The sequence below is a fragment of the Variovorax sp. J22R115 genome (genome assembly GCF_030317005.1).
Lineage (GTDB): Bacteria > Pseudomonadota > Gammaproteobacteria > Burkholderiales > Burkholderiaceae_C > Variovorax.
Genome location: NZ_JASZYM010000021.1, coordinates 1 through 12,352, shown reverse-complemented (window position 1 = coordinate 12,352; position 12,352 = coordinate 1). Strand labels below are relative to the sequence as shown.

The following is a 12,352-nucleotide window of genomic DNA, read 5'->3' as shown; positions in this document are numbered from 1 at the left end:
GTGACCACCATGCACGACACGCAACGCAGATCCCTCTTGAAAGCGGCCGCAGCCTTCGGGCTCGTCGGCGGGCTCGGCGCCACGGCGCCGCTCTTCGCTGCCTCGAAGATCAAACCGGCCGCCAACTCGGCGCTCATCGTGGTCGACGTGCAGAACTGCTTCATCGATGGGGGCACGCTGCCGGTGAAGGGCGGTGCGGAGGTGGTGCCCGTCATCAACAAGCTTGCGGGCGCGTTCGAGAACATCGTCGTCACGCAGGACTGGCACACGGCCGGCCACGCGTCGTTCGCGAGCACGCATTCCGGCAAGAAGCCCTTCGAGAGCACCAAGCTGAGCTACGGCACGCAGGTGCTGTGGCCCGATCACTGCGTGCAGGGCACGGAGGACGCGGCGCTCAACAAGGACCTGAAGCTGCCAACGGCGCAGCTCATCATCCGCAAGGGCCACCACAAGGACATGGACAGCTACTCCGCATTCGAGGAGGCCGATCACAAGACGGTGACCGGGCTGGGCGGCTACCTGAAGGCGCGGGGCATCAAGACGGTGTTCGTCACCGGCCTCGCCACCGACTTCTGCGTGGCATGGACCGCGATGGACGCGCGCAAGGCCGGCTTCGAGGTCTACGTGATCGAGGACGCGACGCGCGCCATCGATCTCAACGGATCGCTCGCGGCGGCGTGGAAGCAGATGGCTGGCAAGGGCGTCAAGCGTATCCAGTCTTCCGACATCGTGTGATGCGCCCCGCTGGGTTCGAACTGAAGGTCAACGGACGCAGTGTCGAACTCGCAGCGTCGCACGAAGCGACGCTGCTTCACGTCTTGCGCAACGACCTGGGCCTGAACGGGCCCAAGTTCGGCTGCGGACTGGGGCAGTGCGGCGCCTGCACGGTGTGGGTCGATGGCGCGGCGGCGCGAGCGTGCGTGATTCCGGCGCACGGAGTGGCAGGCCGTGAGATCACGACGCTCGAAGGCTTGCCGGATGTGGCCCCCAGGCTCGGCACTCTCGTGTCCTCGCCGCCCCCCGAGGGGGCTGCCGCACCTTGGGGCGGCCCGGCGGTGCGGCGCGCAAGCTGGCATCCGGTGCAACAGGGCTTCGAAGACGCACAGGCCGCGCAATGCGGCTACTGCCTCAACGGCATGGTGATGCAGGCGGCGGCCTTGCTCGCGCGCGAGCCGAATCCAAGCGAAGCCCGCATCCGCAGCGAACTCTCCGGCAATCTCTGTCGTTGCGGCACGCACGTGGAGATCGTGGCGGCCGTGCAGCGCGCCGCGATGCGGATGGCGAAGGGCGCCGACACGTGACACGGCGCGCCGACCTGCCTCGCACGCGCAGCGAATTCCTCCATGCCGACGGTGTGCTCGTCATCGTGCGCGAGACGCCGCCCGCGCCGCCGCCGGCCAAGGGGCAGCCAGCGCTGGTGGCGGGCAATCCGGCGGAAGGGCCGGAGGTGCTGCTCGCGATCTGGGACGACGGCAGCGCAACGGCGCTGAACGGCCACGTCGATCTCGGCACGGGCATCCAGACGGCGCTGTCGCAGATCGTGGCGGAAGAGCTGGACCTGCCGATGGCGCAAGTCCGCATGATGCTGGGCGACACGGCGCGTGTGCCGAACCAGGGCGCGACGATCGCGAGTGCGTCGATCCAGATTCACGCCGGTCCGTTGCGCCATGCCGCCGCACAGGCGCGGGCCTGGCTGGTGGCTCAAGCCTCCGAGCACTTCGGCGTGCAGGCCGAGCTGCTCCAGGTGCGCGATGGGCGCATCCATGCCGGCGAAGATCCCGCCTTCAGTGTCGGATTCGGCGAACTGGTAGCGGGTGGGCGCACGGTGCTGCAGCTCGACACGGTCTCGCGCGTGAAGAATCCGTCGGACTACCGCATCGTCGGCAGCTCGATGCCGCGCGTCGACATCCCGGCCAAGCTCTCGGGCGAGCTGGTCTTCGTGCACGACATGCGCGTGCCCGGCATGCTGCATGGCCGCATGGTGCGGCCGCCATACGCAGGCGCGGACCACGGCGACTACATCGGCAACACGCTGGAGTCGGTCGACGAATCCTCCGTTGCGCACATTCCCGGCATTCGCGCCGTGGTCGTGATCCGTGATTTCGTCGGCGTCGTGGCGGAACGCGAGGAGCATGCCGAGCAGGCGTTGCGCGAACTGCGCGTGAGGTGGAAAGCGTGGCCCGGCCTGGCGTCGCTCGACGACCTCGAGGGTGCATTGCGCGCCAATCCCGCCACGCAGCGGCTGCTGGTGGATGAAGGCGATGTGGACGGCGCGCTTGCGGCGGCTGCCGAGCCGATGCCGCGCACCTATGTGTGGCCATACCAGATGCATGCGTCCATCGGGCCTTCGTGCGCGCTCGCGCATTGGGAGCCCGGTGGCGACGATGGATTCAGGTTGCGCGTGTGGGCCGGATCGCAGAACCCGCATGTACTGCGCGCCGATCTTGCGAAGCTGATGAGCCTCGACGACCTGGAGGTCGATGTCGTGCGGATGGAAGCGGCCGGCTGCTACGGGCGCAACGGCGCGGATGACGTCGCGGCCGATGCGGCGCTGCTCGCACGCGCAGTCGGCGCGCCGGTGCGCGTGCAGCTCACGCGCGAGCAGGAGCATGCGTGGGAGCCCAAGGGCGCCGCCCAGCTCATGCAGATCCGCGGCGGACTCGACGCGGACGGCAGCGTCGCGGCCTACGACTTCGAGACCTCGTATCCGTCGAACGGCGCGCCCACGCTCGCGTTGCTGCTCACGCGCACCATCGAACCCGTGGCGCAGGCTTTCGAGATGGGTGACCGCACGGCGCGGCCGCCCTATGCCTACGGGAACCTGCGCGTGAAGGTCAACGACATGGCGCCGATCGTCCGCGCCTCGTGGCTGCGCGGCGTGTCGGCGCTGCCGAGTTCGTTCGCCCACGAGTCCTATGTCGATGAACTCGCGACGGCGGCGGGTGTCGATCCGGTGGCGTTCCGGCTGCGGCATCTCCACGATCCGCGCGCGGCCGAGCTGGTGCGCGAGACGGCGCAGAAGGCCGGCTGGCGCAAGCGCGCCGGGCCGCAGGAAAACTCGGAGGGTGGCCTCGGGCCGGGTGGCGACATCCTGTTCGGCCAGGGCTTTGCCTATGCGCGCTACGTGCACAGCAAGTGGCCGGGCTTCGGCGCCGCGTGGTCGGCGTGGGTGGCGGATGTCGAGGTCCATCGCAAGACGGGCGAGGTGCACGTTCGCCGCGTGGTCGTGGGGCACGATGCGGGCCTGATGGTCAACCCGACAGGGGTCGAGCATCAGATCCACGGCAACGTGATCCAGACGACCAGTCGCGCTCTGAAGGAGCGCGTGCAGTTCGCGCCGCAGTCGGTGTCAGGCGACGAGTTGCTTCCGGGCGTGCGGCCGTCCGGGGTTGTCGCGAGCCGCGAGTGGGGCAGCTATCCGATCATCAACTTCCGCGAAGTGCCGGTGATCGAGGTGATGCACATGCAGCGGCCCGGCGAGCCGCCGCTCGGCGCGGGGGAGTCGTCGTCGGTGCCGGGGACGGCGGCGATTGCGAATGCGATCTTCGATGCGACGGGGGTGCGCTTCCGGGCGCCGCCGTTCACGCCCGAAGTCGTCCGTGCGGCGTTGAATCCTCTCCCTGCCGCCGTCCCGCCCCCATCCCAGCCTTCCCCCAGAGAGGGAAGGAGCGAGCCGCCCGCCTCCGCACCCTGGCCGCGTCGCAAGGCGCTTTGGGTCAGCGCAGGCGCACTGGTCGTCGGCGCCGTAGGCGTGATCGCAGGCCTGCTCGGCTGGCGCTCCACGATCGCGCCTGTCTCCCTCAGCGCCCCCGTCTACAGCGAAGCCACCATCGAACGCGGCCGCACGCTCGCGGCTCTCGGCGACTGCGCCGTCTGCCACACCGCATCCGGCGGTACGTCCAACGCCGGCGGCCGTCCGATGGAAACTCCCTTCGGCACCATCTACACGACCAACCTCACGCCCGATGCCGACACCGGCCTCGGCCGCTGGTCCTTCAGCGCCTTCCAGCGCGCGATGCGTGAGGGCATCTCGCGCGACGGCCATCACCTCTACCCCGCCTTCCCCTACACCGCCTTCGCGAAGACCAGCGACGACGACCTGCAGGCGCTCTACGCGTACTTCATGTCGCTGCCGGCCGTGAGCGCCGAAACGCCGAAGGCGCAACTGAAGTTCCCTTTCGGCCTGCGTCCGCTCATGGCGGGATGGAACGCTCTCTTCCATGACCCGTCGCCGCTTCAACCCGTGGCCGCGCAGAGCGCCGAATGGAACCGCGGCGCCTATCTGGTCAACGGTCTCGGCCATTGCGGCGCCTGCCACACGCCGCGCAACGCGCTGGGCGCGGAGCAGAGCGGCAAGGCCTTCCTGTCGGGCGCGATGGTCGATGGCTGGGAGGCGCCGGCGCTGACTTCGCTGTCGACGGCGGCGGTGCCCTGGAACGCGGAGGCACTCTACGGCTACCTGCGCAACGGCCATGCCCAGGACCACGGCGTCGCCGGTGGCCCGATGGCGGAGGTGGTGCGCGAACTCGCCGCCGTGCCGGACGCGGACATCCGCGCCATGGCGACCTACCTGGCTTCCTTCCAGCCGAACGTCGCCGAAGAAGCGGCGGCCGCAGAGGCCCGGCGCGTCGTCGCCACCGCGGCCGGCAACGCGGGCCAACTGCTGGGCCCCGCCCAGCGCATGTTCGACGGCGCCTGCGCAGCCTGCCATCACGACGGCGACGGCCCCACGCTGCTCGGCGTGAACACGCCGCTCGCACTCAACAGCAACCTGACGAGCGCACTGCCGGACAACCTGCTGCGCACGATCCTCGATGGCGTGCGCGAGCCGGCTTCGCGCGACATCGGCTTCATGCCCGCTTTCCGTGAGGCGCTGGACGATGCGCAGATCGCCGAGCTCGCCGGCTACATGCGTGCGCGTTTCGCGCCTCATGAACCGCCGTGGGCCGATCTGCCGCAAAGCGTCGCCCGCGTACGCGCGACCGCCGCCGCTGCGCGTTGACAAGTACGATCCGCGATGCAGAGGCCGAATCAGCGGCCCGTTCACCTGGAGACCCTCGCATGACATCGATGCTTTCGCCCGCCCAGTCCCTGCCTCGCGATGCAGATCGCGCCACCCTGATCGGCCGGCTCTGGCTGCCGGATGTCGGTCCGGTGCTGGTCGCGGTGCACGAGGGCGGCCTGCACGATCTCTCGCACATCGCCGCGACGGCCAGCCAGCTGCTCGAACTCGATGACCCCGTGGGCGCGGTTCGGCAGGGCCTGCGCGACGACAGGACCGCGCGCGTCGCCTCGCTCGAAGCGGCGCTCGCCAACAGCGACGAATCCCGCCGCGACGCGCAGCACCCGTGGCTGCTCGCGCCCTGCGATCTCCAGGCCGTCAAGGCCAGTGGCGTGACCTTCATCTCCAGCCTGCTCGAAAGAGTGATCGAGGAGCAGGCTCGCGGCGACGCCTCCAAGGCCGAATCCATCCGTGCCGCGCTCGGCGGCGTGCTGGGCGACAACCTGGCCGGCATCGTGCCCGGTTCGCCGCAGGCCCAGAAGGTGAAGGAAGTGCTGATCGCGCAGGGTGCGTGGTCGCAGTACCTGGAGGTGGGCATCGGCCCCGACGCCGAGATCTTCACCAAGGCGCCCGTGCTGTCCGCGGTCGGTGCCGGCGCCGACGTGGGCATCCATTCAGGGTCGGTCTGGAACAACCCCGAGCCCGAGGTCGTGCTCGCCATCAACAGCCGCGGCCAGACGCTCGGCGCGGCGCTGGGAAATGACGTCAATCTGCGCGACTTCGAAGGCCGCAGTGCGCTGCTGCTCGGCAAGGCGAAAGACAACAACGCGTCCTGTGCGATCGGGCCTTTCATCCGCCTCTTCGACGAGCATTTCGGCATCGACGACGTGCGCCGCATCACCGTGGCGCTGCGCGTGGTCGGGCCGGAAGGCTTCACGCTCGAAGGATCGAGCTCGCTGTCGAAGATCAGCCGCGACCCGCTCGATATCGTGTCTCAGGCGATCGGTCCGCACCACGCCTATCCCGACGGCCTGATGCTGTTCCTCGGCACCATGTTCGCTCCCACGCAGGACCGTCACGGCCCGGGCCAGGGCTTCACGCACGTGGTGGGCGACAGGGTGACCATCTCGGCGCCCGAACTCGGCGCGCTCGAAAACAGGGTCGTGCACTCCGACCAGGCGGCACGGTGGTCCTTCGGCATCGGCGCGCTGATGCGCAATCTCGCCGGACGCGGAGTCATTTGATCTCCCCCAGGCTCGCGCACTTCGTGTCGCTCTCCACCCCCCTCTCCGGGGGCAAACCCGGTGGCCCGGCGGAGCCGGTTCCACGGGTTTTCTCGCATCAGGTCTGGGCCAGCCGCGCGTGCTGGGCACCGAGCAGGGCGAAGACGGCCACGACGCTCGCCGCCAGCAGGATCCACAGCCCGGTCGTGTAGCCACCCGTTGGCGTCCACAGCAGGCCGAGCAGCAGCGGGGCGACGGCGCGCGCGATGGCGCTCGGCAGGCCGAGCGCGCCATTGAGCGTGGCGACGTGCTCGCGATCGACGTACTGCGCGATGGCCGTGCCCTTGACGATGGTCAGCATCCCGTTGCCCATGCCGTAGAACAGTACGAACCACAGGGCAGCCACCGGGTGGCCGGCGCCCGCCAGCAGCATGACGAGGCCGAGCGGAATCAGGCAGGGGATCAGCCGGTTCGCCAGGTGCAGGTCGAAGTGGTGTTCGAAGAAGTAGAGCAGGGCGCGCCCGAACACCTGCATGATGCCGATGCTCGCTGGCACCGCGATGGCCCAGGCTTCCGGCAACCCCGCGCCGCGCAGCAGGCTGACCATGTGGGGTGGCAGGGCGGCGGTCACCGCCATGAGCAGTACGGTGAACACGCCGATCAACAGGAAGGGCGCGCTGCGCAGGTGGTGCGCGACGGAAGGACGATCGGACGGGCGTCCGCCTGCCGCCAACTCGGTGCGACGCCCCGGCGCGTTTCGCAGGATGCGGAAGTGCAGCGGCACGCACACGCAAAGGTGGACGGCCGCGAGCACCCACAGCGCATGCCGCCAGCCGAGCTGCGCGATCAACCATGCATCCAGCGGAATGAAGACGGTGCTCGCCAGGCCGCCCAGAAAAGTCAAGGTAATGATCGCGCGCCGGAAGTCATTCGGAAAGCGGCGCGTGACGATCGAGAAGGCCGGGCTGTAGAGCGTCGCCGACAACCCGGCGCCGAGCAGGAGCCACACGGCATAGAAGCCTGCCGCACCGTTCACGAAGCTGTGGAGCAGCAGACCGGCCGCAATGACGAGCGAGCCGCCCGTCATCACCGCGCGCTCGTGACCGCGATCGATCCAGCGGCCCACGGACCACGCCATCGCGCCTTCGGCCAGCAGGGCGAGGCTGAAGGCGAGCGACGACTGCGCGCGGCTCAGGCCGAGTTCGCGTTCCACCGGCTCCATCAGCAAGGCGAAGGTGTAGAAGACGCTGCCCCAGGTGATGAGCTGGCCGACGGAGAGCCAGGCGACGAGGCGGCGGTCGTAGGGCGAAGAGGGGGACAGTGGCGTGTGCGACGTTGCGGTAGAGCCCATGGCCTCGAACTCTACCGGCCGCCCGTCAACCAGCCGCGCGCAGCGCCCGCCGGTACTGCACGGCCTCCGCGACATGCGCCACCTCCACCGCGGCCGCGCCGGCCAGATCGGCGATCGTCCGGGCCACTTTCAACGCCCGGTGCGTGCTGCGTGCCGACCAGCCCAGCTTGGCAGCCGCCGTGTGCATGAACTTCAGGGCATCCGGTGCCAGTGACGCGTGCCGGTCGATCTCGGCGCCTTGCAACCCCTGATTGGTCTTTCCCTGCCGCGCCAACGCCCGCTCGCGCGCCTCGCCCGCGCGGTCGCGGATCGCGTCGGTCGCTTCACCGGCCGGTGCGTCCAGCAATTGCTCGGCCGACACCGCGGGCACCTCGATGTGGATATCGATGCGGTCCAGCAGCGGGCCGCTGATCTTGCCCTGGTAGCGCGACACCTGATCGGGCGTGCACCGGCAGGCTTTGAGCGTCGACCCGAGATAACCGCACGGGCACGGATTCATCGCCGCAATCATTTGGAAGCGCGCGGGGAATTCCGCACGCCGCGCAGCACGGGCGATCGTGATGGTCCCCGTCTCCAGCGGCTCGCGCAGCGCCTCCAGCGAGGCCCGTGCGAACTCGGGGAATTCATCCAGAAAGAGCACGCCGTGATGCGCCAGGGAAATCTCGCCCCGGCTGAGCATCGTCACAATTGCGCGCCACACGCATCGCAGTTACGCCTAACTATGACGATCGAAAATGCAACCCCTTGATCTATATAGAAATTCTGTTTACGCGGCTTTCCTTTCAACTGGAATGCGGCCTATCGCTGTGCCGCTGGTAATAGCTATGCCCGCAAAGCTAGAGTGCAGTTCGCTGCCGTAGACGACCTGTCTGCCGGCGCAAAGCTGCAGTTCTTCCTCAATCTCAGGGGATCGCTTGGCGAGCAAACGCCTCTGAAGGCACTTGAGCATGGCCAGTCGGCGGCGTGAAGGCAGCCGCCGAAGGCTTTGTGCAGGGCTGAGGAGCACTGGGACATGCCATTCAGTCTGGTCGGGTGACCTGGGCGTCCTCTACGCAGTGATGCAGCATCGGAGAGTACGTCCGCCAAACGCAGCGAGCTGAAGAAACAAAAGCCAGATCATGATGCCACCCGCGGAAGGGCTGATCCGGGTCGATTCGGCTGCTTGAGACTGGTTGCGGTCAGTCGAAGCGAGCGATCTGAACGGCTGCTCGCGGACCAATTCTGTTGAAAAACTCGATTGAGCGACAAGGCTTGCCGAAGCCCAAACGTCAGGCGCAGAGCGCGAACCTTGCATCGATGTTCATGAGAGCCGCGTAGAGACGCTCAGGCGAGTTTTGCGGCGTGATTGATCGCGCGGTACGTCGAGCGCACCTTGGACGCCTCCTACGCAGGAATCGGCTGCGTGGCAACGCCGAAACCGAGTTTTTCAACAGAATTGGACCGATAGCTGACTCCCGTGTCCCAGGGCACCGGTCAACGAATCCTCGTCTGCACGGGCACTGGCGAAGCTCGCTTCAGCGTCCGCCACACCCGCGAGATAGCGGTCTCTCAGGGCATCAACGATTTCGGAAGGAAGGATGTCCCCGCATGGGGCCTTTGACTATGAGCTCGGCTTTAACTCGCCGCGCAACACCAACGGCTCGAAGTCGAAGAACTTCTGCATCTCCTTGCCAGTGTAGCGATCGACTTGCGGCGTACCCAGCGCATCGGTAACGACGGCGAGTTCCCACAGCGGATCAGACTCGGACCTCTTGAGCTCGTTCCGGGTAAGGAAGAAGCCGGGCGCGCTGGCCGCAGTTCCTTTCACTTCAACGTGGTAGACGCTGACGCCCGACGCGTTCTGAACATCTAAGTCATAGCCGCGGTTCTCGCTGCTGACGTCTTCAGGGTTCAGCCCCTGCTCGATGAAGACGGCCGCGATCTTCTCCATGGACTTGGACTCAACGAGGTCACGATGCGCTTGGTCGGGAAACACCAAGCGGGGCGCCGCGGGGTTGTCCTCTTCGGATGGCTCGACAGGATCAGGCGTGCCGTCCGGATGATGAATGCGGCCATGGCGCAGAAACTGATCAACCTCCGAATCCGTCGGCGCCCAGTCGTTTTCACCCCTAACAAGGATTGCCCGCTGTCTCGCCGTGTCCCAGCGCGCCACGCGCCAGGGCGAATCCTTGACGCGATCGTCTGGCTTGGAGGTGACGTTGCGCATCAACTCCCCGTTGGACCGTTCATTCGTCTGCAGCACGGCAATGAATGGCTGCCCGTCGCGGACCTTTTCCATCAGGCGCCGGCGGTCGTTGGTTCGCTGGAGCTGCCCGGCGTCCATAGCCGCGCCCCCACGTCGCGTCGTGCGGGTAGCCGTATCCTCAACGGAGAACATGTACCCGAACACCGGATGCACGCCGACTTCCTCAGCCCAGATCGTGAAAATGGGAGCCCCAGTCGGCACCTCCCACACGTAGTCATAGATCTTTACCTTCACGTCCCGGACACCCAACCGCTCGAGCACCTCGTAGATATTTTGCTTGCCCTTGTCGCGCAGGTATCCGTCGATGACGGCCAGGACTTTCTCAGGCACTTCGTGTCGCATGTTGATTCTAGGAATGAACGTCGAGCCAGCTTAGCAGCAGCGGCTTGTCAATCAGCGGGCGAGCCACTCCGTGGTTCCCCTGAAGTCTGTCCTTCAAACTTCAAGGATCCGCTAGACACTTTTGAGCGTCAAACGGAGGCTTAGCAGGGGCTCAAGAAGCAGCCCTCTCCGAGGGGTGCTTTTTCTTGGCGGCTCCTGCTTGTAATTCGGGGCTGTCGCCCTCATATCATCAGCGGGTAGAGGGGGCACGACGGCTCCGATAAGAACAATGGCAGTAACCAACGAACTCAAGCTTCCCCCGACCGAAGACCTCTTCGAGGAGATGTGCCTCCACCTCTATGGCGCAGAGTGGAAGGACCCTGGAATCAACCGGCTCGGAAGCACTGGCCAGACTCAGAAGGGCTTGGACCTGATGGGTACCGCCCATGGGAAGGAAATTGGGGTCCAGTGCAAGCACTACGTTCGTTCTGACTTCACGATGGCCACGGTTCGGAAGGACTTGGCCAAGTTTGACCAGTCTGGTCTGGTCGTGAACCTTGTGATTTTCGCAACCACGGCCCCGAACAAGGCCGCGCTGGTTTTTGAAGTTCGAACGCTGAGTGCTGAGCGGGTGGCCGTTGGAAAGTGCGCAGTTTCTGTCCATTTTTGGTCGGAGCTCTCGGCGCTACTGCGCAAGCACCCGGAGGTCGCTCGGCAGTACATCCCGGATTTCCCAGGCAGCACGCTGCAGCAAACCAGAGATTTGGCCGAGACCACGCTGCTGGCGGTGCAGCGGGAAAGCTCCGAAAACGCAACGATGCGTCAGCAAATTGGCGAGATGCACGTGCAATTTTCGCCCGGCGTGTTTCGCTCCCTGGTTACGGAAGCACTGCCGGCTGTGGCGTCCTCGGAAAACCCGATGGTTGCTCGCCAGCTGGACTTGGCGCACGAGAAGCTGAAGCTTGGTCGACCAGATGATGTTCATGAGGCCCTCCAACTGCTGGGAGACCCCGAGCAACTCAAGGAGCTGCATTCTCGATTTCGCTGGCATTCGCTCAATGCCGCTCGGTTGTTGCTGACCGGGCAGCAAGCGCAGGCGGGCCGCGAGTATCTCAAGGCCGCGGCGCTTCAGCCGGAGGCGGAAAAGGCACTAAGAAACAAGGCTTTGGGATACCTCTTGCTAGAGAATCCAGAGGAGGCTGCGGCGGTCTTGAACGACGCCCTCAAGACGCACCCCGAAAGCACCTTGCTCTGGGGCCTGCATATTGCTGTTGGCCGTGTACGGGGCGTGACGGACCCGTCCGCCGGTGTCCCCGCCCACCTGGTAAATACGGTTGACGTGCTCTTCGCGCTGGGCGGTGTAAAGAGCAGGCAAGGCCATCATGAGGAGGCGGTAGACCTCATGGACCGCTGCTTGGCCCTGGAGACCCCGACTCTCGAAGTTCGACGAGCGTACCTGGCGACTGCGTTGGGTTGGGCGTTGTCAGACCCCGCTGGGGCGGAGATGGGCCAGCTCACGCCGAAGCAACGCGAGACCTTGCGAGTCGGAACCAGTTTGTTTGAGCCGATTGAAACCCAGGTTCTGCTGCTCCAAAGTAAGGATGTATCTCGCGAGGTATCGAGCAATTTGGCGTTCGCGTACCACCTTCTGGAGGAACTGCAAAAAGCAAGGCACTTGACGCGGGCAGTCCTCCCTCGACATCCTCATACCGAAACGCTCCTTCGAGTCCGCATCGATGAGCTAAGCCTTGAGGGGAATGTCACGGGCCTGAAGGCTATGTTGGCCGACGGCGCCGCTGTCTTGCCAAGCTTGGCCCTTGCAGAATTGGCTGAGGCCGCATCTGTACTTGGAGACGCGAACCTCTTTGAAGAGGCGGCTCGAGAGCTGCGGTCTCGAGATTTGGACGAGCGTCAGCTTCAACCCGTTTCTTTGTTGGGCTCCCGGCTTCAGTGGAAGCTCGGCAATCGAGACACGGCACTCGAGCTGGCCAAAGCGCATGTTGTCGAATATCCGAATCATGTGCTAGGTCGTGCTGCGCTCATTCGGATGTTGTCTTGGTCCGGGCGGGATGTCGAAGCTGCGCTTGAAATGCCCAGGGTTGATCTTGCCCCCGTATCTCAGGACACGGCCTATACGCAATGTAGCGCCGGTTGTTCAAGTTGAGCGCGGCGTGTCTGCTCAACCCGTTGCCGCCTGAACTCGCGCGGCG

The 12,352-nt window shown here is 66.0% G+C and carries 7 protein-coding genes and 1 pseudogene; 5 read left to right on the top strand and 3 right to left on the bottom strand.

Going from position 1 to position 12,352, the window contains the following annotated elements; all coding sequences use genetic code 11:
• The first annotated feature begins 9 nt into the window (after positions 1 to 9).
• Genes pncA through QTI04_RS29020 form a run of 4 tightly spaced genes read left to right on the top strand, consistent with a single transcriptional unit; the run spans position 10 to position 6,246 of the window.
• On the top strand, positions 10 to 735 hold the full coding sequence (gene pncA / locus QTI04_RS29035) for a bifunctional nicotinamidase/pyrazinamidase (protein ID WP_286604832.1): 726 nt from the start codon (positions 10 to 12) through the stop codon (positions 733 to 735).
• Entirely contained in the window at positions 735 to 1,301 is a 567-nt protein-coding gene (locus QTI04_RS29030) for a (2Fe-2S)-binding protein (protein ID WP_286618689.1), read from the top strand. The genes pncA and QTI04_RS29030 overlap by 1 nt, the downstream gene beginning before the upstream one ends.
• Positions 1,298 to 5,002: a molybdopterin cofactor-binding domain-containing protein gene (locus QTI04_RS29025; RefSeq protein ID WP_286618687.1), complete on the top strand. Its 3,705-nt coding sequence runs from the start codon at positions 1,298 to 1,300 to the stop codon at positions 5,000 to 5,002. The genes QTI04_RS29030 and QTI04_RS29025 overlap by 4 nt, the downstream gene beginning before the upstream one ends.
• A gap of 59 nt (positions 5,003 to 5,061) precedes the next feature.
• Positions 5,062 to 6,246 (top strand): fumarylacetoacetate hydrolase family protein, encoded by a 1,185-nt coding sequence (locus QTI04_RS29020; RefSeq protein ID WP_286618685.1) that lies wholly within the window; start codon positions 5,062 to 5,064, stop codon positions 6,244 to 6,246.
• Between the two features lie 97 nt (positions 6,247 to 6,343).
• Here QTI04_RS29020 and QTI04_RS29015 read toward each other — a convergent pair whose 3' ends face one another.
• The 3 genes and pseudogenes from QTI04_RS29015 to QTI04_RS29005 all read right to left on the bottom strand — a co-directional run bounded on the left by QTI04_RS29015 (position 6,344) and on the right by QTI04_RS29005 (position 10,163).
• Complete coding sequence (locus QTI04_RS29015) at positions 6,344 to 7,576, bottom strand: MFS transporter (RefSeq protein ID WP_286604838.1); 1,233 nt, start codon at positions 7,574 to 7,576, stop codon at positions 6,344 to 6,346.
• 25 nt (positions 7,577 to 7,601) lie between these two features.
• Positions 7,602 to 8,243, bottom strand: a pseudogene (locus QTI04_RS29010) (ATP-binding protein); the annotation flags it as partial.
• A 933-nt stretch (positions 8,244 to 9,176) separates the two neighbouring features.
• Positions 9,177 to 10,163, bottom strand: coding sequence for a DUF3883 domain-containing protein (locus tag QTI04_RS29005; protein WP_286618684.1), 987 nt, complete (start codon positions 10,161 to 10,163; stop codon positions 9,177 to 9,179).
• 268 nt (positions 10,164 to 10,431) lie between these two features.
• Here QTI04_RS29005 and QTI04_RS29000 point away from each other — a divergent pair, with 268 nt between their 5' ends.
• A complete protein-coding gene (locus tag QTI04_RS29000) occupies positions 10,432 to 12,306 on the top strand; it encodes a tetratricopeptide repeat protein (protein ID WP_286618683.1) in 1,875 nt (624 codons plus the stop codon).
• Positions 12,307 to 12,352: the final 46 nt, after the last annotated feature.

What these genes read in the sequence shown, in the direction of transcription:
- pncA (WP_286604832.1), top strand. Translation starts at nt 10, where the DNA reads ATGCACGACACGCAACGCAGATCCCTCTTGAAAGCGGCCGCAGCCTTC.
- QTI04_RS29030 (WP_286618689.1), top strand. Translation starts at nt 735, where the DNA reads ATGCGCCCCGCTGGGTTCGAACTGAAGGTCAACGGACGCAGTGTCGAA.
- QTI04_RS29020 (WP_286618685.1), top strand. Translation starts at nt 5,062, where the DNA reads ATGACATCGATGCTTTCGCCCGCCCAGTCCCTGCCTCGCGATGCAGAT.
- QTI04_RS29015 (WP_286604838.1), bottom strand. Translation starts at nt 7,576, where the DNA reads ATGGGCTCTACCGCAACGTCGCACACGCCACTGTCCCCCTCTTCGCCC.
- QTI04_RS29005 (WP_286618684.1), bottom strand. Translation starts at nt 10,163, where the DNA reads ATGCGACACGAAGTGCCTGAGAAAGTCCTGGCCGTCATCGACGGATAC.
- QTI04_RS29000 (WP_286618683.1), top strand. Translation starts at nt 10,432, where the DNA reads ATGGCAGTAACCAACGAACTCAAGCTTCCCCCGACCGAAGACCTCTTC.